Source organism: Caballeronia sp. LZ035 (genome assembly GCF_031451175.1).
Lineage (GTDB): Bacteria > Pseudomonadota > Gammaproteobacteria > Burkholderiales > Burkholderiaceae > Caballeronia.
Window position 1 is genome coordinate 1 of sequence record NZ_JARUXS010000013.1, and the last position, 20,437, is coordinate 20,437.

Annotated in this window: 21 protein-coding genes and 2 pseudogenes; 10 read left to right on the forward strand and 13 right to left on the reverse strand. The window is 58.8% G+C overall.

The features are described from left to right. Positions 1-226: 226 nt before the first annotated feature. A pseudogene (locus QCE88_RS41370) lies at positions 227-463 on the reverse strand (transposase domain-containing protein); the annotation flags it as partial. 460 nt (positions 464-923) lie between these two features. Here QCE88_RS41370 and QCE88_RS41375 point away from each other — a divergent pair. From QCE88_RS41375 to QCE88_RS41385, 3 genes are read left to right on the forward strand one after another with little or no spacing between them, the layout of a single operon-like run. Next, on the forward strand, positions 924-1,904 hold the full coding sequence (locus QCE88_RS41375; protein WP_309911805.1) for a tyrosine-type recombinase/integrase: 981 nt from the start codon (positions 924-926) through the stop codon (positions 1,902-1,904). Next, positions 1,901-2,869: a tyrosine-type recombinase/integrase gene (locus tag QCE88_RS41380; protein ID WP_309911806.1), complete on the forward strand. Its 969-nt coding sequence runs from the start codon at positions 1,901-1,903 to the stop codon at positions 2,867-2,869. Before QCE88_RS41375 ends, QCE88_RS41380 begins: the two co-directional genes overlap by 4 nt. Continuing rightward, positions 2,862-3,869, forward strand: a complete 1,008-nt coding sequence (locus tag QCE88_RS41385) for a tyrosine-type recombinase/integrase (protein ID WP_309911807.1) — start codon at positions 2,862-2,864, stop codon at positions 3,867-3,869. The genes QCE88_RS41380 and QCE88_RS41385 overlap by 8 nt, the downstream gene beginning before the upstream one ends. On the opposite strand, the gene tnpC is transcribed toward QCE88_RS41385, so the two are convergent. Genes tnpC through QCE88_RS41400 form a run of 3 tightly spaced genes read right to left on the reverse strand, consistent with a single transcriptional unit; the run spans position 3,848 to position 6,117 of the window. Then, positions 3,848-5,326, reverse strand: coding sequence for an IS66 family transposase (gene tnpC / locus QCE88_RS41390; RefSeq protein WP_309911808.1), 1,479 nt, complete (start codon positions 5,324-5,326; stop codon positions 3,848-3,850). The two genes, QCE88_RS41385 and tnpC, sit on opposite strands and share 22 nt — an antisense overlap. A gap of 30 nt (positions 5,327-5,356) precedes the next feature. Further along, positions 5,357-5,710, reverse strand: coding sequence for an IS66 family insertion sequence element accessory protein TnpB (gene tnpB, locus QCE88_RS41395; protein ID WP_234037647.1), 354 nt, complete (start codon positions 5,708-5,710; stop codon positions 5,357-5,359). Further along, the gene (locus tag QCE88_RS41400; RefSeq protein WP_309911809.1) at positions 5,698-6,117 is read right to left on the reverse strand and encodes a transposase; all 420 of its coding nucleotides are present in this window, start codon (positions 6,115-6,117) and stop codon (positions 5,698-5,700) included. Before QCE88_RS41400 ends, tnpB begins: the two co-directional genes overlap by 13 nt. Positions 6,118-6,501: 384 nt before the next feature. Here QCE88_RS41400 and QCE88_RS41405 point away from each other — a divergent pair. Next, a pseudogene (locus tag QCE88_RS41405) lies at positions 6,502-7,187 on the forward strand (methyl-accepting chemotaxis protein); the annotation flags it as partial. Positions 7,188-7,515: 328 nt separating this feature from the next. Here the strand turns inward: QCE88_RS41405 and QCE88_RS41410 are convergent. After that, complete coding sequence (locus tag QCE88_RS41410) at positions 7,516-8,424, reverse strand: H-NS family nucleoid-associated regulatory protein (RefSeq protein ID WP_309911810.1); 909 nt, start codon at positions 8,422-8,424, stop codon at positions 7,516-7,518. A 231-nt stretch (positions 8,425-8,655) separates the two neighbouring features. On the opposite strand from QCE88_RS41410, the gene QCE88_RS41415 reads away from it, so the two are divergent. Beyond that, positions 8,656-9,582, forward strand: coding sequence for a site-specific integrase (locus tag QCE88_RS41415; protein WP_309911811.1), 927 nt, complete (start codon positions 8,656-8,658; stop codon positions 9,580-9,582). A 19-nt stretch (positions 9,583-9,601) separates the two neighbouring features. Further along, positions 9,602-9,778, forward strand: coding sequence for a hypothetical protein (locus QCE88_RS41420; protein ID WP_309911813.1), 177 nt, complete (start codon positions 9,602-9,604; stop codon positions 9,776-9,778). A gap of 94 nt (positions 9,779-9,872) precedes the next feature. Here the strand turns inward: QCE88_RS41420 and QCE88_RS41425 are convergent, their stop codons facing one another. Then, a complete protein-coding gene (locus QCE88_RS41425) occupies positions 9,873-10,196 on the reverse strand; it encodes a hypothetical protein (RefSeq protein ID WP_309911815.1) in 324 nt (107 codons plus the stop codon). A 392-nt stretch (positions 10,197-10,588) separates the two neighbouring features. Between QCE88_RS41425 and QCE88_RS41430 the strand changes: the two genes are divergently transcribed. Further along, complete coding sequence (locus QCE88_RS41430; protein WP_309911817.1) at positions 10,589-10,918, forward strand: hypothetical protein; 330 nt, start codon at positions 10,589-10,591, stop codon at positions 10,916-10,918. Positions 10,919-11,272: 354 nt separating this feature from the next. On the opposite strand, the gene QCE88_RS41435 is transcribed toward QCE88_RS41430, so the two are convergent. The 7 genes from QCE88_RS41435 to QCE88_RS41460 form a co-directional block, all read right to left on the reverse strand. Beyond that, on the reverse strand, positions 11,273-11,983 hold the full coding sequence (locus tag QCE88_RS41435; RefSeq protein ID WP_309911820.1) for an RES domain-containing protein: 711 nt from the start codon (positions 11,981-11,983) through the stop codon (positions 11,273-11,275). Between the two features lie 15 nt (positions 11,984-11,998). After that, positions 11,999-12,673, reverse strand: coding sequence for a hypothetical protein (locus QCE88_RS41440; protein ID WP_309911821.1), 675 nt, complete (start codon positions 12,671-12,673; stop codon positions 11,999-12,001). A 12-nt stretch (positions 12,674-12,685) separates the two neighbouring features. Beyond that, a complete protein-coding gene (locus QCE88_RS41445; RefSeq protein WP_309911822.1) occupies positions 12,686-13,399 on the reverse strand; it encodes a hypothetical protein in 714 nt (237 codons plus the stop codon). 100 nt (positions 13,400-13,499) lie between these two features. Then, positions 13,500-13,796 (reverse strand): AbrB/MazE/SpoVT family DNA-binding domain-containing protein, encoded by a 297-nt coding sequence (locus QCE88_RS42215; protein ID WP_409018335.1) that lies wholly within the window; start codon positions 13,794-13,796, stop codon positions 13,500-13,502. 227 nt (positions 13,797-14,023) lie between these two features. After that, positions 14,024-14,200 (reverse strand): hypothetical protein, encoded by a 177-nt coding sequence (locus tag QCE88_RS41450; protein WP_309911823.1) that lies wholly within the window; start codon positions 14,198-14,200, stop codon positions 14,024-14,026. 55 nt (positions 14,201-14,255) lie between these two features. Beyond that, positions 14,256-15,215 carry an SOS response-associated peptidase family protein gene (locus QCE88_RS41455; RefSeq protein WP_309911824.1) on the reverse strand — a complete coding sequence of 320 codons (960 nt, stop codon included), beginning with the start codon at positions 15,213-15,215 and terminating at the stop codon, positions 14,256-14,258. A 39-nt stretch (positions 15,216-15,254) separates the two neighbouring features. After that, the gene (locus QCE88_RS41460; protein ID WP_309899778.1) at positions 15,255-15,611 is read right to left on the reverse strand and encodes a hypothetical protein; all 357 of its coding nucleotides are present in this window, start codon (positions 15,609-15,611) and stop codon (positions 15,255-15,257) included. A gap of 508 nt (positions 15,612-16,119) precedes the next feature. On the opposite strand from QCE88_RS41460, the gene imuA reads away from it, so the two are divergent. The 3 genes from imuA to QCE88_RS41475 all read left to right on the forward strand — a co-directional run. Then, positions 16,120-16,833, forward strand: coding sequence for a translesion DNA synthesis-associated protein ImuA (imuA, locus tag QCE88_RS41465; RefSeq protein ID WP_309911825.1), 714 nt, complete (start codon positions 16,120-16,122; stop codon positions 16,831-16,833). Beyond that, positions 16,757-18,220 carry a DNA polymerase Y family protein gene (locus QCE88_RS41470; protein ID WP_309911827.1) on the forward strand — a complete coding sequence of 488 codons (1,464 nt, stop codon included), beginning with the start codon at positions 16,757-16,759 and terminating at the stop codon, positions 18,218-18,220. The genes imuA and QCE88_RS41470 overlap by 77 nt, the downstream gene beginning before the upstream one ends. 14 nt (positions 18,221-18,234) lie before the next feature. Continuing rightward, positions 18,235-20,437, forward strand: a 2,203-nt coding sequence (locus QCE88_RS41475) for an error-prone DNA polymerase (RefSeq protein ID WP_309911829.1), incomplete at its 3' end; no start/stop codon positions are given.

Sequence of the window (20,437 nt, forward strand, 5' to 3'; positions counted from 1 at the left end):
CACCGTCGGCCTTACTGCTACGTCGCCCTCAGGAAATTCCTTTGCCTATGGAAAAGCCAAAAACGCAGGTATCGCGATTGACATGGAAAGTCATATCAGCGGCTCGGCTGGGCCGTGTCCTCACGCGCGTGCGAGTGAGGCATGATGGTGATGGCGTGTTGAAGTCCGTGTAGATCAAGGGAGATCGTGTCCACGATCGGCGATCGTGGGCACGATCCATCCAAATCTATCCAGATCTTCCCGATTGAGATTGTGGCGGGGTGAGGGGTTTTAGTTTGTCAGCCACATTCCAAGGCAGCAATTCGTCGATGCGAGAGATCTTGTGATCAGCGATGTGGGTCAGGACGTATTCCAGGTAGGCACGCGGGTTGATTCCGTTGAGCTTGCACGTCCCGATCAAGCTATACATCGCGGCGGCCCGCTCGCCCCCGCTGTCGGAGCCGACGAACAGATAATTTTTGCGTCAATGCAAATATGTGCATTGCCGGAATAATGCGCAGCCGCAAATTATGCGGAGTTTGCGGTGTACGGAACGTTACGATCGTCCTTTGCGGCGCGCCTTGCGTCAATCGTTCGGTAGGAGCAAACTGCGCATAAAAAAGGTGGTTTCCTGTTTGAGTTGTAACTCACTCAGGAGAATCATCATGATCGGATTGGTCCCTCTTCGGCCGCAGCCTCAGACGTGGTTGCGGCGTAGCGTCCTATCTCGTTTCGCAGAGCGCTACTGCGAATATCTCGTTGATACCGGCTACGCAGCTCGCACCATCAACATCTACGTGAGATGCGTCGCGCACTTTGCGTATTGGCTTACAACGCACCGTATAGCCGTAGCAAGTGTCGACGACCGACTTGTCTGCAGCTTCGTGAACGACCATTTGCGGCGATGTACCTGTCCCCATCCGATTCCGAGGGGGCGGGCAGACGTGAATGCTGCACTTCAGCATTTGCTGGTCGTCCTGGGCGCGTGCGCTGTCCCTCGGTTTCTGCGGGCGCAATCGGACTCGGTGCAGCAGGAGGTGTGTCGCTTTACTGACCATCTCAAGGACGTTTGCGGCCTAGCCGAAAGCACGCGATATCAGCGCGGCCGAATCATTCGCGATTTCTTGCATCAGAGCTTTGGTCGCAAACACATAGACATGGAGCTGCTAACGATTCGGGATATCCGTCGTTTCGTTACGCACTACCCTGACGGGTGGAATGCTGGAGCCGCTCACGTAGCGGGCGTGACGTTGCGCAGTTATCTGCGCTTCAGGACCATGCAATATAACGACCAGGTCGCAGAGTTGATCGCGGCGGTCCCAAACGTAGCAGGATGGAGGTTGGCGGCATTACCCGAAACGCTTTCGGACGCTGCGATCGGACAGCTCCTGAATTCCTTTGATCATGAGACAGCGGCCGACTTGCGTGATTACGCAATGGTACGTTGTCTGGCTGACCTTGGATTGCGTGCTGCGGAAGTCGTGCAAATCCAGCTCGACGATTTGAACTGGCGCGAAGGCACGCTGCAAATCCGTTGTAGCAAATCACGCCGGGGCTACATCATTCCGCTGCCGGAGCCGACAGGTCGCGCGATCGCCGACTATATCCGGTTAGCCCGAAGGGCAACGACGACCTCGCGAGCCGTCTTTGTGCGGCACTACGCGCCCGCCGACGTTCCGTTGGGAACCGGTCGTGTCCATCAGGCAGTGCGTGCCGCATATGTTCGCTGTGGTTGGACTAAAGAATGTGGAACTCATCTTCTGAGACACAGCGTTGCCAGACGACTGCTTCGTTCCGGCTCGTCGCTAAAGGAAGTGGCCGATGTATTGCGCCATCAAAGCATCGACACGACTGCGATCTACACGAAGATCGACTTGCAAAGCATGGAGGCGGTCGCGCTCCCATGGCCGGGGAGTAAATCATGAAACGCACCGTTCACGTCAACCCGACTGACACGATGGTATCGCTGGCGCAAGCATATCTCGCAGAGCGACGCTGCCTTGGCTTCGACCTCAAGATCTCTGGACACGTATTGATGAACTTCGCCCGCTTTGCGGACGCGACGGAGCATCGTGGTTCGATCACCGAAGATCTGGCGCTTGCCTGGGCACACTCGACGCCGAGCCAAAGGCCAATTACCTGGGCGCGTCGAATCGAGGTAATCCGTCCCTTCGCGAAGCATCTCAAACAGCTCTATCCTGACACCGTTGTTCCACGATGCGACCTGTGCGGGCGAGCTCATCGTCGTCTGACACCACATATCTACACAAAGCAGGAACTCAACGAACTTCTCGCTGCGTCGGCGGCGATGCTACCTGCGGGTTCGATCAGACCGCTCACCTATGAAGCGTTATTCGGTTTGATTGCGGCAACCGGTCTGCGAATCTCGGAAGCCATCAATCTGTCCAGAGATGACGTGAATCTTGCTGCTGGGACGCTAACTGTCCGCGAGACGAAGTTCCATAAGTCGAGGCATATTCCGTTGCATCCTACGGTAACTCAGGCCATGGAGCGTTACGCTGCCCGCCGTACGCTGGTCGTCGCTACCGAGCCGTGCAACTCATTCTTTGTGAACCTTGATGGCAGGAAGCTGCATCCCAGTACAGTGCACTGGGCGTTTGGTCGGCTTCGCGAGCAACTCGGATGGATTGCGCGAGGCGACCATGCATTGCCTCGTATCCATGATCTTCGCCACACATTCGTGTGCTGGCGAATCCTGAAGTGGTATCAGGATGGCGAGAACGTCGACAACCGGATGATCGCGCTGTCAACATATCTTGGGCATGTGAAGCCCAGCGATACCTACTGGTATCTGACTGCGGTTCCCGATCTTATGGAAATCGTGAGCCAGAAATTTGCGGGCTTTGCTGAAGGGGTGGATCATGACTAAAGGCCGCCTGATTCCTTCCTTCGCGACGCTCCTGCAGGACTTCTTCGTCGAACGGTTGATGCAGCAACGCGCGGTGAGTCCGGAGACGATATGCAGCTATCGCGATGCGTTTCGTTTGTTTCTCCAGTTCGCATCGAATCGCCTTGGTAGGTGCCCAACTAATCTGACGCTGTCGGACATGGATGCGCCGCTGATCCTAGAGTTTTTGCAACATCTTGAGGTTGAACGGCATAACAGCACGCGGACCCGTAACGTTCGACTCGCAGCGTTGCGCTCGTTCCTGAAGTACGCGGCACACCGTGACGTCGCATCGTTGGCCGTTATACAGCGTGCACTCTCGGTGCCGATGAAGCGTTGCGATAAACCTATGGTCGGATTCCTGTCTCGCGATGAGATTCAGCACCTGTTGATCGCGCCCGACCCAGACACCTGGTCGGGCCAACGCGACAGGGTCCTCCTGGCAACCATGTATAACACCGGAGCACGTGTCTCGGAGATCCTGGCACTACGCGTTAGTGATGTCGTCCTGGGCATATCCCCCTGCGTTCATATTCTTGGCAAAGGACGCAAAGAACGAACGGTGCCTTTATGGCGATCCACGGCCAAGCTCATCAAGGAATGGTTACCGCAGATACAGGATGCATCAAATCAGAGGCTCTTTCCAAATCGATCCGGAAACGCGATGACACGCTCCAATGTTGCCGATCGGATGAGAATTGCCGTAACGCGCGCGAAGGACCAATGTCCGCAGCTCGCCAAACGACGTGTTTCTCCTCATCTGGTCAGACACGCGACCGCCATGCATCTACTTCAATCAGGCGTCGACCTGTCGGTCATCGCCTTGTGGCTGGGACACGAAAGCCCATCGACAACACATGGCTACATGGAGGCTGATCTGACAATGAAGGAGCGAGCGCTGAACAGGATTCAGCTGCCGCAAGTAAAGAATCCTCGATATCGACCGCCGGACCACATCCTTCAGTTCCTGGAGTCGCTGTAATTATGCACAGCTCGCCGAACCGCGAATCCTTGCAGATCGCTTCGGCGACTCGCCCGGCACTCTTTAGAAAGTGACGGACTCCGCATAATTTGCGACTGCGCATTATTGCGTCCGAGCGCGACACAGCGCAAGGCGTTTTCGGCAAGCACATTGCTTATCTCGGCCCGACCGTCTTCACAGTAAAACGTGAGGGCTGCCCAGTGGTTCAGCGAGTAGTTGATCGCCTTGGCGAGCGCGGACTTCGTCGACAGCGTCGTGAGTTTTGCCCTGATCGTCGTTTCGAACTTATCGAGCAATGGCTTGCTCTTCTCGCGCCTCACGCGCAGACGCTCGTCTGATTCCTTGCCGCGGATGTCGGCTTCTATGCTGTAGAGCTCGCCGATCATCTCGAGCAGCTGCTGGGTATCCGCAGTCGGCGTGCGCGCGTGAACATCATAGATGTACCTCCTTGCGTGATCCCAGCATGCCGCTTCGTGGATCTCGCCGCTTGCGTACAGTTGATCGAACCCCGAGTAAGCATCGGCCTGCACGATGCCGTGGAATGCAACGAGCCGGGTTTGAGGGTGGATGCCTTTGCGATCCGAGGAGAAGTCGAACCATACCGCAGCAGGCTCAGCCGAACCCGAGCGACGATCGTCGCGCACGTAGACCCAGAATCGGCCGGTTACCGTCTTACCGTTGCCTGGCGCGAGCACCGCGACCGGCGTGTCGTCAACGTGTACCTTTTCGGAAACCAACACGTAGCGCTGGATCGCTTCAACGAGCGGTACACAGAGCTGGGCAATCTGCCCGAGCCAGCGGCCCATGCTGCCGCGATCCAACGTCACTCCATCGCGTGCCGCAATCTCCGATTGGCGATACAGCGGCTGATGATCAGCGAACTTCGACACCGCAATATCGGCCAGCAAGCTCGGATGCGCGATGCTGTGCTCGATCGGCAGGCTAGGCATCGCGGGCTGTTCGATGTGGCCGCAATCGGGGCAACACAGCTTGTGGCGGATCGTGCGGATCACTTTGAACGCGGCCGCCACGCGGGCGATTTGCTCGGAGACATCCTCGCCGAGCCACTGCATTGCAGTCGCGCATATGGGGCAAGCCGAATCAGGTGTGAGTTCGATCTCGTCGCGCGGCAAGTGCGGCGGCAGGGGTTCTCGCGTGGGCCCTCGATTGGATGGTCCCTTCGATGCTTTGTCTCGTTGTCCTCGCGCCTCTGCCGCCCCTTGGCCGGCCGTCAGGTCTTCCAACTGCGCTTCGAGCTTATCGATCTGCCGGGCCAGTTTCTCGGACTTGCTCCCGAAGTACATCCGCCTGAGCTTGTCGATCTGCGCCTTCAGTCGGTCGATCTCGTCGTCGCGGACGGCGATCTCCCGCACCATGTTCGCGAGCGATGCTTGCTGCTCGAGCACCAATGCCTGGAGCTCAGCGACGGTGGCGGGAAGCGGCGCATGTTGGGACATGCGTCGCAGTTTACGAGTCTTCTTCGCGGTTTACAACATCGACAGCGCGGCAGTGCGTCGCGGCTGCCGCCAGTCGATGCCCTCGAGCAGCATCGACAGCTGGGCGCTCGTCAGATGGATCTTTCCGCCATCGGCCTGGGGCCAGATAAAACGGCCTCGCTCCAATCGTTTTGCGAGCAACCAGAGTCCATCATCAGTCGCCCAAAGCAGCTTCACGAGATCGCCGCGACGCCCGCGAAAGATGAACAGGTGGCCGCCCAGCGGATTTTCTTCGAGTGCTGTCTGCACCTTCGCGGCCAGCCCCTGGAACCCGCAGCGCATGTCGGTCACGCCGGCCGCTAGCCAGATACGCGTACCTGCCGGCAGCGCGATCACTTCAGACATTCCTGCAGGAACGCTTCGGTGCGCTCGGCAGACAGGCCGCGAATCTTCACGCGCCGCTTGCCGATCTCCACCTCGATCTCGCACACGGGCGTCGGCATCGATACGCTGCTCATCGCTTCCGACACATGTGTCGGCTCCGGCGCGCGAAGTACTAATGCCGAGTCGATTACGTCGACGCTCAGCAGCTCCGTGCATCGCATGCTCGGCGCAGCGTCGAGTGCAGGGACGACCAGCTTGCCTTCACGATATTGCTTGCGCCATCCGAACACCACATTGGCGTTGATGTCGTGCCGGCGCGCAACAATCGATACCGACATGCCGGGCTCCAACGTTTCTCTGATCACCTGCTGCTTGAATTCTCGCGCGTACGTGCGACGCGGATGGGCTCCGCCTCCTCCGTTCGACATGGCTAACTGGCTCCGTTGATCTGAACGCGCTCATCATGCTTCGGAAAAGTCAGCATGGCGAAACGGTCGGGCCGAGCCGCTTACGGCGCTGCCAGTCGGGCAGCACCTTCGGCAGCAGCGACACCAAATCGTCGTCAATGCGCATTTGGGTTGAGTCCGGCGCGGCCACAGACGCGCAATCGTTGCGGATCACAAGGAGAGGAAGGCCATAAAGGGGTGCTCGAAGATCGTCATGCAAGCGCTGATGGTCGCGCCGAGTCAAGTCGTCGCGATGTCCGCGCACGCGAATACCGCGCTGACGAAAACGCTGCCTTAATCGGTTCGCGATGCCGGCACGCTGCGCGTGATCGCATCGCCGAACAGTCCGCCGATGATCTACGCGGGCAGGCGTCTGCGCTACAGGAAAACCGCGTCCAGCATGGAGCAGTTGACGGGCACAGTCAGGCACAACGCCGACAATGCGCGTCAGGCCACTGCACTGGCAACAAGCGCTTCCGAAATCGCAAACAAGGGCAATCAGGTCGTCACTCAGGTGGTCGGAACGATGGGCGAGATCAGCCGCAGTTCGGCCCGTATCGCCGACATCATCTCAATTATCGAAGGCATCGCGTTCCAGACGAATATTCTGGCGCTCAACGCGGCCGTCGAAGCCGCGGGCGGGCGAAGAAGGACGCGGCTTCGCGGTCGTCGCGGGCGAGGTGCGCTCACTTGCCGGACGTTCCTCGGCCGCGGCGAAAGAAATCAGGGAACTGATCGAATCGTCCGCCTCGTCCGTCACCGCCGGATCGACGCTCGTGCATCAGGCAGGCGACACGATGAACGAGATCATCGGAGCCGTGCAACGCGTCAGGGACATCATGGGCGAAATCTCGGCCGCTTCGGACGAGCAGAGCACCGGCATCGACCAAGTCGCCCGCGCGGTCGCGCAGATGGACGAGGTCACGCAGCAGAACGCCGCTCTCGTGGAGCAGGCAGCGACTGCGGCGCAGTCCCTCGATGATCAGGCGGCCAGGCTTCAGCAAGCGGTTTCGATCTTCTCGGTTGGCGCAACGGAGCATCATCCAGGTTGAAGCAGCGGATGCGTCACGTCGTCAAAGCGCCACGATGGGCATCGCTCGAACGTCGGCATTGGCAGAAACAGGTCCTTTGCTCATCCGTCCAGCTTCTGATTTTGCTCGGGTTGTCCCTTTCCCGATTGAAACCTGACCGAGGCAAAGAAATAACACCGGGCGGTCGAGGTCAGCTCCGCAAGGAAGCAATAGAGGAAGAACGAGGCAGTGGTATACCAATTGCCCCACGAAGGTCACTTTCCGGGCTATCTCCGGATGCTGCGACGAGAGCGCTTAACTGTAGTACCGAAAACGCCGCACAGGGCCTGCGCGGCGATCGGAGACTGCCTTATAGGCTCGGGTTATCTGCTTCCGACACGACGCTTTGAGCCGGAGTTTCAACGGGAGCAACACTCTCCACCGGTCCTCGAGCCTTGCGAGCCGGACCCGTGCCGACCGAGCGGGGACGTTTTGCCGCAGCACTTTTCGCGACCTTCTTCGCTGCCGTTCCTTTTTTCGCAGCCGCTCCCTTCTTGGCAACAGCGCCTTTGCTAGCCGCCGCTCCTTTCTTGGCAGCCGCTCGCTTCTTCGCTGCAGGTCCCGTCTTGGCAGCTGCCCGCTTCTTAGCAACGGCCTTCGTCGACGCCGCTTTCTTTGCGGTGGGTTTTGCGGTATCCGCCGCTGCGGTCGTTTTCGATGCTGACTTCTTCGCAGCCCCACCCTTTTTGGCAACCGCCTGGGCGCCATCGTTTTTCGTGCCCGCAGCACTGCCCTTATCGATCAGGAGCGCGCTACGGTCTTTCGCGCTTGTGATCCACTGGGGCGCGCGACCAAATCCGCTCCACGTCAACCCCGAAACGGGATCACGATAGAGTGCAGGCTGCGGTCCTTTGCGTGCAGCCGTTCTGCGCTTCCCCGAGGGCTTCGATCGAGCAGTCGATTTATTGGCGCCCGCCGCAAGGAAGGCGGTACGATCGCTTGCACTTGCAATCCATGCCGGCGCCCTCCCGCGGCCACTCCATGTTGCACCTGTCTTCGGATCGACATACTTGGCCGAAACCGCTTGCCCCACCGCTTTTGCTTTGGTCTTAGCAGATGCCTTGTTGAAGAATTCAGTGACGTCATCGATCGAAATCCGATGACGCGCCATCAAGCCATGAATCTGTTTGATCACACCGCTCGATGCTTTAGCTTTTAAAGCTTGCGCCTGTGCTTCAAGCTTTTTGATGCGTGTTTGAATCGCTTCTAACGTTGCCATCTCATTCTCCTTTTGCGAAAACTATCCGCACTATGCCACGGGCGCGTGTCAATGGGCTAGCAGCAGCCGCCTGACGAGGAGTGAAGAGAACGGAAAGCGCGCTTCGTTGCCTTGTTTTTTCCGAGATCTTCTGAAAGGCGCACTTCAAAGAGCCCCTACCTGACGACCGCTGTTGGAAGCGTGAGCTTCGCGTTAGATTAGAGGTTAGCTAAATTCAGTATATCGATTTTTATGCAAATCAACCTTTGGCTGTCCGATCCTCAGAACGCTTATGGGCAATGGCAGCGAGCCGAGGCAACCGGCGCCGATCGTCGTGCCTTCGCAGATCAGTCGGTCGTGCAACATTGCTCTATGTTTTCGCGATTCAATGACTATCTGTCGGCTCACCGACAATGCGTGGCGACGTTCGGTGCTGATCACATCAGTGGGTTTTTTGAGGAACTCGCGCACGACTGTCAGCCGGGGACCACGACTCGCTTTCGATATCTGAAACTTATCGATCGACTCGCCCGTCATCTCGTTGCGCTCGAGTTGCGAAAAGAGAACCCCGCAGCCAACCTGCTTGCACGAGAGAATTGGCCCGTGGATGAACCGACGCCAATCTATCTGTCTGTGGAGGACGACAAGCGTCTGCAGGCGGTTTGCCGGACGACGACAGATGTCTTCGCGAAGGAGTTGCGCAACACAGCGATCGTCTCGCTCTTTCCTGGTTGCGGGGTCACGGCAGCGGAATTAAGTCTGCTGCGGGTCGCTGACCTTGACGTGGAAGACAAGCGGCCCAGCGTGCTCGTTGAAAAACATGGTCCGCGGCTCGCCAGACGCGTACCGATCGACAGCTTCGCCATTGACATACTGCGCGCGTACCATGAGGCCCGAACGATAATCATCTGCCCGATGGACTGGCTTTTCGTGGCGACGGCCGGCGGCAAGCCCATGAAACCGGACACATTAGTAAAGTGCGTTCGCACGGCGCTCAAGGGCGCTGGATTATCGGCGGCCGATGAAATCCCTCGCCTGTTACGCAATACCTATGGCAGGCGCCATCTCGCCGCGGGAAAAACCAACGAGCAGGTGAGCAACCTGCTCGGCCTGTCGAGCCACCGTACCGTGACGCGCCTTCGGTTCACGCTTGATGCTGCAGCTGGCGTCGCAGGTTGACAACGGACGATCCAAAGACATGACGAAAGACCACAAGAAAGTGCTCGACGACCAAATCCGGCGATGGTCGACCGAGATCAAGGACCTGGCCGCGAAGATCGCGGCGGCAAAGGGCATAAAGGGCGTGAATTACGCGCTGATTTTGGTCACGCCGAAGGGCGACTATGAAGATGTCGCGCCCGAACTGATCGCATAGGATGCATTGCGCGTCATGAATCGCGGTTGGCCCGACGGCTTCGATATCGAAATCCTCGATCGATCAAAATGAATCGAGCCGACACGCCGCGTCTTTAATCGGCCAGCGCTGGTTCTGGCTCGTCGGGATCCTCGTCCGGCGGGGGCGGCTTCAATCCGGCGAGCGCACGATATCTAAGATGCTGCTCCATGAGCAACAAGCGGATCTTCTCCATCGCGACGAGTTGTCCGAGGTTCTCTTCTTCCCACACTCTGCGGACTGAGTCGAAGTACCTTCCGATCTCTTCGATGGTCTGGCGCGCCTGCGCAAGCTCGAGCAGCATACGCTCAACGTCCACATTTCCCCGGTATTTCTTCCAGAGCACCCGCCCCTCGTCGACGCCGACAGGTTCGAAACGGGGAAGCTGGCGTGTCTTCATGGGAGCATGAGCGAAGGTCTGCGCAAGCCTTCAACTATGCGCGCGCTCATGTGGCACATCGCGAATGGTGCAACGCGCCGTCCGTCGTGGCGGCCTGCTGGCCAGCGGGTTCACTCATCTCAACCTCCTCGAAGATCTCATTTGGGCCACATCTTAATGAGCATCAGGACGGATCCCGTCTCCTTTTGCTCGTCGGCCTTACTTTTCAGTGTGGAGGCTAGCTGGCTGGCGAAGGCATTGACGGCTCGACTCGCCGTCGCTGCCCATTGAAATCCGGCGATACCCGCTGTTCCGCCAGGCGACTTGACTTCTCGATCTGATGAATAGGCTTGGAAGGGTGCCAAAACAACGGCGCAGGTGTTCAACCCTTCAATCTTTTCTTGCGAGACTTCATGCCCTACACCATCGATCCCTTGAGCATCCAATTCACCGAGACAAGGCACGGCATCAATGCGACGGCGAGGATCCTTCTCGATGGAAAGAAGGTTGGCACGATCCACGACCATACCGAGCGGATCGTCACCGACGTGACGTTCACCACGGAGGAGGACCGTTTTGCCTTTGCCGCCGAAGCGCGGCGCGTTCTGGTCACCGTTTTCGGAAAGGCCAACCATCACGACAGCGCATTCATCTCAGAATATGCGCGCGCCTTATTGAAACAAGCCGAAGACGAACTGCTCAAGCGGTCGCGAGACGATCGCCTGTCGGATGACGGAGCATGACAGAGCGATATGCCGTGGGAGATTGAGTGTCACTTAGGGGCTGTGAGCCATTTTTGATTCGCAGCTACGTGCTCGGTCTCCGGTCTCAGTGCATCATTGCGGGCCAGGACCGTTACCGCATGACAGGCGGGTCATGGATCTGAACGACGGCGAGCAACTTTTGATCAGAGTTGCTCCTGCGCGATCGCCCGACGCGTATTGGTTCCGCGGTACAACAGACGAATTGTCCCTAGTTCAGCCACTGGATTTGCTAGGCGGTCGGACTACTGACTCGGTCTAGCTCGACGCTAATCCGTTGTCCTCTGCGCGTGTGCCAAACTACGGCACAAGTCCGGTATAAGAAAGTGGAGCACCTTAAGATGCGTCGAGTTCTGGCGGATCGGTGCGCATGACGTCGTCGCAAAAGCGGGCATAAATTTCAGACTCGACGAACCGCACAATGTCCACTTCCGCATTCTCGAAAAGTTCCTTGGCTGCCCAGTCGGCGAGCGCTAGCGCGGGCGCGCCTTTCACGCGGCGCGAGGGATAAACGAATCCGTCTGGTCGCTCGGCCGCCGGCATCATTAGGATCGCCTCGCGGAGTCGCTCGCCAAGCAAGTTGCAGGCAGCATATTCGCCGTCGTTGATCATGTCGTGGATGCCAAGCCGGCTGCTGTGGTCCTCGTCGAGGCGCCACAGGCCGAGCGGCCGCGGAAACTTGATAAACGCGAGTCGGCCTTCCTCTTCGGCCCGGAGCGTGATATGAAATCCTGTACCCGGACCGTGATTGTTTCGCACTAGCTGTCCTTCCCAAGCCGCTACTAGGCTGTCCACCGCAAGATACAACCACGTGAACGGAAGCCGCAGATCAGGGCCAGCCGTTTCGGGCGACGGTCCGAAGCGTCCCGGCACGAACGGCGACGCCGTCGCCACGTACTTCGGGTTGGCGACGGCGCGCACAAAAATCCTATCGCTTTTGTAGGAATAGCACTGCCCACGCAAGGCCTTCAAAAGCTGGGCCGTAGTCGGAACTTTATCTTCTATCGGCAGCAACCGTTCTGTTTTCGATTGTTTCTTCTTTGACATCGGATTGTCTGTTGCTCAACCCAGATCAGCTACTTCCATCCTCGCCAGTGCATTGACTTTGTTCACCCGTGCCCTGACCGGAAGCGCAAGCATCCGTTGCTGCGCCGACGCCACTATCTGGCGGTCCTCAAACGGCATTCCCGCGAGGACTTCAGCAGGCGAGAGATCGTCAAGCGACTCCTGCTCGGAGAGGAAGAAGGTGTTGACCTGCATCCTTGAATTGCTGCGGAGAATTTCGAGCAGATGCGGCAAATGCGATGGCACGTCGGCGATGAACTGCCACGCGGGATACGCGCGGCCGTTCTTCTTGCCAGGCGGCACCACGCTGTAGAACTGCGCATGGTCACCGCGATAGAGCGTGCTTTTCGACATGCCGGTGCGCTCGAGCACCTCCTCAGGGCTCCATCTGGCAGCTGGCAAACATGACGGACGAGCGTCAACGGCACGATCGGTCTCTCGGATCAGCCATTCAGCCAGCCGTGACGCGATTTCCCTGCAGGCTGCCTTGCTGGAGAGGCCAACGATCTTTCCAGCACCAGGCTTCTCACCGGCACGGGCGGATACACCGGCGAGCAGATCTGCAGCGATCCTCTCAATCAGGGCATGCTCATCGCCCTTGTACTGTCCGTTCACAAGAGCTCGCAGGTCCGCTTTTTCACCTGCGTGGTTGCGTTTGGTTGCCAGTTCCATTTCAACTCCTACTCAGCAATCCAAGGGGGGCGCGCCGACAGGTGCGAGCATGCGCGACCGGGACGCGACACTTCGGCTAAGGAATGAGGCCGCGTACGGCAGGCGACAGCGATGTTTGCACGAGGACGCCAGACGGCTGGAAGCTTTCCGACGAAGCATTCTGCGCACGAAAATTAGACCGCGCGTGCGCGTGGAGCGAAAACTGCATACGCGGCCCCATGCGCTGAACGGGACGCCCGGCTTCAGCACAGCAATGGACACTTTGCTTGGCTCGAAGCTGACCACCGAACCGTTGCGACGAATGACCTTGTAGTCGGCGAAATCGTAACGGTTGAATGCCTCAGCCAGGTCGGCGGCTCGTATCGGCACAACCGAGGTGTCCGCCGGCAGCAGTCGATCGAGCTGTGCCAGACGTGCACGCTTTATGGCCAGCTGCTCCTCACGCAGAGCGATGACTTTTTCGATCAACTGTGCGCGTTCAGGACTCGCGTTTAACCGATATACCTTTGCGAGGAGGTGATCCGCGTCTGCAATCGCCTTGTCCAACGTTGTTAAGGCGAGCCGCCTCGCTTGCTCGACTTCGACTCGCGAAAGTTGGATCTCGTCATCCCAATTCAGCATACTTTTCTCAATGGGGTATGTCACATGAGAAGCATCATAGCATGTTTTCCCATTTTTCCCAGCTTTTCCCACTTTTCCCTTTGCAGTGGCTAGTTGCAGCGGCAAATGCTCTCCACGCCATTAGCTACCGCGCTTGTTCGACCTGAGTCTCGTCATCACGAACGAGATATCGCACGAGCACATTCGTATCCACGGAGGCCATCAGCTACTCCAGGGATCCATGTCCTCGATGTCGCTTATCCGTCTTCCCCGACCCGGCCAGATCCAGAATCGACAAGTTCTTCGCCCGAACGATGACGTCGCCGTCTGGCGTCACTTGCCACTCAAGGCAGGTACCTGGTTCAGTGTGAAGGGCTGCTCTCACTCGTGCGGGAACGGTGGTCTGACCCTTCGATGTAATAGTTGATTTGGCCATATGCTTACCCTTACCTTTCGTGACATTGCAAGGCGACATCCCGCGCACATGCAGGGCCAACCACGGCAGACGGCCCCCTGCCATCATCGTGCACCACTAAGGAGATGCCTGAGACGCTCACGATCTGGGCCAGCTAAACAATGCGTCGCCTGCCATGTCGTTCCTGCTCTCGATTTGAGATACGGAGGCAACCAGCATGCCCTGCTCTCCGCTGCAGCGCTGATTTTTTGCCACTATCCGAGGCGAGGAGGTCGTGCAGCTTGCCGAACGCACTTGGCAGCCGCCCAATTCGCTTTCGCATGCGACGAGATCAACTATTCATGCTCGCGAAGTGCCGGGAGGGCGTCTTCCAGTACTTCAGCCGCTTCAGCATGAAGGCGCGCACATGCGTCATCAAGCGCCTCTCCGCTCGGCATTCGGCGTGATTCAGCAGAATCTCGCAACACGTTGATCGCAGCACGTAGCGCCAGCGCGGTGGTCAGTTGGGTCATGCGCTCCTCCTCGTCGTCCGTTGATAGCTGACCAGCTGCGATGCGACAAAAGCCTTCACGCAGCGAGACGGTGCTCATAATATGGCCGGTCGCGATCATCGAGAATGGCATACATCGCTTCGAGATCGGATCTGCCCGGGCTCAACCATGCCTCGATGTTTTCCGCCTTGATTGGGACGATACAACGGTCATGGCCGGCCGCTTCGACCTCAGGCGGCGGTTCATCTGTGATCGCGGCGAAGGAGAGTAAATCAGGCTCCCCAGGCGCAGTCCATCGCGACCAAAGGCAGGCGACGTGCATCAACTGGCCGTTGTTCGGACGGAATTCCAGGACAACATTTTCGTCCTGCTCATGCGATTCCAGGAGCGTGCCTTCCATCTTGGCCTTGCTGACGTTTTCATAGAACACGTCGACCAGCATGATGCCGTGCGTATGGCCAAAACACGGCTTCCAGAACCCTTCAAGATTATCCCGACGGGCGTTATACGTGCCGGGGAAGCGCCGATCATAGTTCTCAGGCTTGCCCGCGATACGACATTGATAGCGCATCGGCTTCACCACGTACTGTCCGTCTTCGATGATCAGCACCGGCGCATAGTGTCCAGGAAAGATTCGGAAGTCGCGATCCTTGGGTGTTGTGCGCCGCAGGTCGTCGAGCCGACGAAGAGCGGAATCGATCTTATCGGTGGCGATACGGCGGCTTTCTGTCGCCGCTTTCGTGACCTTTATCTGTAACGCACGTTCGGCATCGGCGAGGCGGGTGCGCTGCTTGAAAAGATCCTGTTCGAGTGTGTTCGCCTGCCCGGTGTTGAAACGATCGATGAATTCCTTGATCTGGCGTTCGTCGTCGTTATCTGGATGAAGAAAGGCGTCCTCCATCGCTTTCGGGATCTTGGCCTTGCTGCCTTCGGCGCGTTCCCAGAACAGGCGCGCGAACTCGCGGATATCCATCTGTGCGCCAAACATCTTCACATAGCGTCGATAGTCCGCTTGGATCTGCGCCGAGTAGCACACTGCCGCCTCCTGTAAGGTTCAGCTGTTCGCCTAGTTTGTCTATGTTGCCGTGCCGGTTGCTTCGCGGCACAGCTTCATCATCTTCTGGACCACCGTGCTCGCATGGTTTAACCCCATGTCGCCAGTGAAGAGCACTGGCACATCGGATTGACGAAGGGCGATCCCTGCGCTCTTCAAATCACGGCGGGCAATGTTGAGGGCCAATTGTCCGATGCGCACGCGCTCCGGCCAGCTCATCGTAACGAGGTTTCGCTTAAGCCAAATGCGGCAGCTATCCACGACGTGATCCACCCGCCACTCCTGTGTCAGCGCATGCGAGGCAGCAAGCGTTGCCACCAGAAAGCACAAGAGGTCGGCCCGCGCGCCATTCAGCTCGTCAATATCGGGTAGATCCATTGCGCTCCTCGTGTGTTCTTAACATACTAGTCGCCCTCGTCGGCTCCGTTCGCCCCCTCGCAAAATCAGCCGTTCCGACTGCCCGCTTGTACGCAAGTGCGGTCGGCTTACGCACTTTCAACGACCTAGATCGACGCCGCGCTGCAGGCAACTCCGCTCCGCCGCGCGATCGATTCCATCAGGCGTAGTAGTGGCGGTCCCACATTGTCGTTAGCTCGACAATGGTTTGAACTCGTCGGGCGACCCTGCCCCCACGGGTTGGTCATTCTCTTGCAAATAAGGCTCGCCGACATTTGCATAGGCAACAGCCTCATCAATCGTCACGTCGCTAGACGTCTCGCACGGCTTGGCGACGAGGTCGACGACCTCGAACGTCGGCGTCTCGGAGCGAGCATTCGGGTCAAGTTTCCGCGGCAACATAAAAAGGTGCAGATCATCGCATCGAGTTTTGCGCTACACTCGATACTGTACATTTATACAGTGGTTTCACGCCCCGCTATTACCGATCATGGCCGCTTTGCCTAAACACATCGAGTCGATTCACCCGGCGCTTTGGCGTGGGTCTCAGCTCGCACGTGCCTATGGCAAAACAATCGACACCGGCTACGCTGCGCTGTCTGCGGAACTGCCCGGCGGCGGTTGGCCGGTTGGCGCGCTGGTGGAATTACTGGTGCAACAGCCAGGCATCGGGGAGATGCGCTTGCTCAACCCTGCACTCGTCGCCTCAAGCAAGCGGCCGGTCGCCCTGCTACAGGCGCCGCACATACCGAACAGCTTGGCGTTCGCCTATCTGGGCGTGCCGCTGGACAAGCTCATGATGTTGCGCGCACCCAAGACAGCGGACGCCCTGTGGTGCGCCGAGCGTGTGCTGAACGCACGAAGTTGCGGTGCACTGCTCTTGTGGCAGCAGCATATCCGGTCTGAAGCACTGCGGCGTTTGCATCTGGCGGCACAAGCAACAGAAACCCTGCTGATTCTGGTCCGACCGCTTGCCGCCGCCCAGGATTCATCGCCTGCGACGTTACGGCTCGGTGTACGGCCGGCCAATGGCGGAATCGTCGTCGACGTGATCAAGAGACGAGGACCCACGCGCACCGACCAACTCTCCATCCACCTTCAACCTTCACCGATTCTGCTTAGCCCTCATGGCCGTGTTCGTCGCCATCTTCCTGCCCCGGCTCTCGCTGGAGGTGTTTCGGCCGAGGTACTCGCCTCGGGCTGAACACGGCTGTGTCGTGCTCGAACGTGACAAGGTCATTGTGCTTGATCAGGTGGCAAGAGAGGCCGGAGTAATGGTAGGCATGAAGCGCGGTGGCGTCACGACGCTCGCGGTGGATGCGTTGATGTTTGACCGCAGCCCCACGCGCGAGCTTGATGTGCAACGCGAAGTCGCCTTCGCGCTGCTGCGCTTTTCGCCTCAGGTAGCGGTGCGGGAAGAGGAAACGATTGTCGTGGACGTGACCGCAAGTCTGCGTCTGTTCGGCGGCATCCGACACGTTTGCCGGCAGATCCGAGAGACAGTCAACACGATCGGCTTGACCGCCCGCATGAGCGTCGCGCCTACGGGCCAAGGCGCGTGGCTTCTCGCCAAACGCGGCCGCCGGCGGGTACTCAAAATGGCCTCGCTTGAACGCAGTCTCGGGGAGCTTCCTTTCATGGTGGTCCCCGAAGTTCGGTCTTTTGGGGAATGGTTCAACGGCCTTGGTTGCCAAGTGCTCAACGATGTTCGCCGCCTGCCACGGGCAGGACTTAAAAAGAGGTGCGGTGTGGATTTACTGGATTCGCTTGACCGCGCCTATGGCCTGTCACCGGAACTCTACGAGTGGCTGGAGCTGCCGCCGTCGTTCAGCGCGCGCACCGAGTTGCCTGATCGCGTCGAGCACGCCGAAGCCGTCCTATTTTCCGCACGACGGCTGATCGTGCAGTTGTGCGGTTGGCTGAGCGCGCAGCAGCTCGCGCTCACGCAGGCGACGATCACGCTCGAACACGAACGCGGCCGTCAGGCGATCGAGCCGACGACGATCGATATTGCGCTTGCCGAGCCGACATGGCAGGAAGAGCATCTCGTTCGTCTTTTGAAGGAACGGCTCGGGCGCATTGAACTTGAGGCAGCCGTTATTGCCCTGCGTCTGACAGCATCGAAAGTGGAGCCGGCAGAGCCGCCGAGCGACTCGCTGTTCCCTGAGCCCGGCGGATCAGCTCAAGATCACAATCGCTTGCTCGAACTGCTGGTCGCGCGGCTTGGCGCCGAGAACGTCTTGCGGCCTGCACCGACTTCGGACCATCGCCCCGAACACGCGAATCAGTGGGTCCCAGTGCAAGCTGCAACGAAAGCGTGCCCTCCTCCGGCCGAACTTCCACGGCCGACGTGGCTGCTTGACGCGCCCGTGCGGCTAATGATCAAGCATCACCGACCGTTCTACGGATCCCCGCTAAAACTCGTCTCGACGGGCGAGCGCATTGAGGCCGGGTGGCACGACGGTGAACTGGTGTCGCGCGACTACTATGTCGCCGAGGCCGCGGATAAAAGCTGCTACTGGATCTACCGTGAACGACCGAGCGTGAAGACGGAAGAAGTCCGCTGGTTCCTTCACGGGCTGTTTGGATAATCGGTGGTGTTGCCGTGGATCTCTTTTCGTCAACGCTTCCTGACTACGCGGAGCTTTTCGCGTTCACGAACTTCTCGTTTCTCCATGGCGCATCGCACGGCGAAGAGCTCGTGCTGCGTGCGTCGCAACTCGGCTATTCGGGCCTTGCGATCACCGATGAGTGTTCACTCGCCGGCGTCGTGCGCGCGCACGTGCAGGCCAAGGAAGAAAAGCTGCCGCTCATCATTGGCTCCTACTTTCGACTCGTCCACGCCGACAAGCGTCCGGCATTCGGCCTTATCCTGCTCGCACAGAACCGTAACGGCTACGGCAACCTGTCCGAGCTGATCACGCTCGGGCGCATGCGCGCTGAAAAAGGCACGTACTTGCTCACGCCGCACGATCTGTCGAAGCCCGACAAGGAATACGCCCACTTGCGGGGCATGCCCGATTGTCTGGCGATCCTCGTGCCGGATTTTCCGGCAAAAGAAGAGGCACTCTCCGCGCAGGTTGAATGGCTCAACGAGACGTTTCCGTCGCGCGGCTGGGTCGGCTTGATCCTGCATCAACGCGCGATGGATGACATTCACCGCGGCAGCGTCGAGTACGTCGCGGAGCAACATCGGGTGCCGGTGGTCGCGCTGGGAAATGTGGTCATGCATGTGCGCTCCCGCAAACCGCTGCAAGACACGATGACGGCGATCCGCGTCGGCAAACCCGTTGCCGAGTGCGGTTACGATCTCGCGCCCAACGCGGAGCAACACCTTCGCTCACGCCTGCGGATCAGCAACTTATATCCAGCTCATGCAGTGGCTCAAACGCTCAACATCTTCGAGCGCTGCACGTTCTCGTTGGACGAACTGCGCTACGAATATCCCGACGAGCTCGTACCGGAGGGTTTTACGCACGAAGCGTATTTGCGGCAGGAAACCTACATCGGCGCGCATAAACGCTTTCCTGCGGGCATTCCGCATGACGTGCAAAAGCAAATCGAATACGAATTACAGTTGATCGGCGAGATGCGCTATGAAGCGTACTTTCTCACGGTCTATGACATCGTGCGTTTCGCACGTAGCCAGCACATCCTGTGTCAGGGACGCGGGTCGGCTGCGAACAGCGCGGTCTGTTACTGCCTGGGCGTGACTGAAGTCGATCCTTCGCGCGGCAACATGTTGTTCGAGCGATTTATCAGCAAGGAACGCGGCGAGCCGCCTGATATCGACGTCGACTTCGAGCATCAGCGGCGTGAAGAGGTCATCCAATACATCTATCGCAAATACGGACGGGATCGCGCAGCGATCGCGGCAGCGGTGTCCACATACCGGCCTCGCGGCGCGTTGCGCGAAACCGGCAAGGCGCTCGGCATTGATCCGCAGATCGTAGACAAGGTCGCGAAGAGCCATCAATGGTTCGATCACTCACAGGACCTGCTGCGCCGCTTCGAGGAGTCTGGGCTTGACCCGCAGAACCCCCTCATCACGATGTGGGCGAAGCTGGCCGCGCAGATTCTCAACTTCCCAAGACACCTCTCGCAGCACTCGGGGGGCTTTGTTATCAGCCGCGGCAAGCTTACGCGCCTCGTGCCGGTTGAGAACGCGGCGATGGCCGACCGCAGCGCCATTCAATGGGACAAAGACGACCTTGAAGCGCTGGGCCTTCTGAAAATCGACGTGCTCGCGCTCGGCATGCTCTCGGCTATTCGGCGCACGCTCGATATCGTCTCCGACCAACGCGGCGAGCGCTTCGAGATGCAGGATATTCCGCCTGAAGACCCCGTAACCTACGAGATGATTTCACAGGCGGATACGGTCGGAGTCTTCCAGATCGAATCCCGTGCGCAGATGAGTATGCTGCCACGCATGCAGCCCAGGACCTTCTACGATCTCGTGATCGAAGTGGCCATCGTGCGTCCAGGACCGATCCAGGGCGGTGCAGTGCATCCGTATCTGCGCCGGCGGCAGAAGATTGAACCTGTTTCGTATCCGAGCCCGGAGCTGGAGACCGCGCTGGGCCGCACGCTGGGCGTGCCGATTTTCCAGGAGCAGGTGATGCAGGTTGCCATTCTGGCTGCCGGCTTTACCCCCGGCGAGGCGGATCAACTGCGGCGCGCGATGGCCGCGTGGAAGCGCAAGGGAGGCTTGGAAAAATACTACGACCGCATCGTCAATGGCATGCAGCAGCGTGGTTACGACAAGGCATTCGCGGAAGCGATCTTCGAGCAGATCAAAGGCTTCGGCG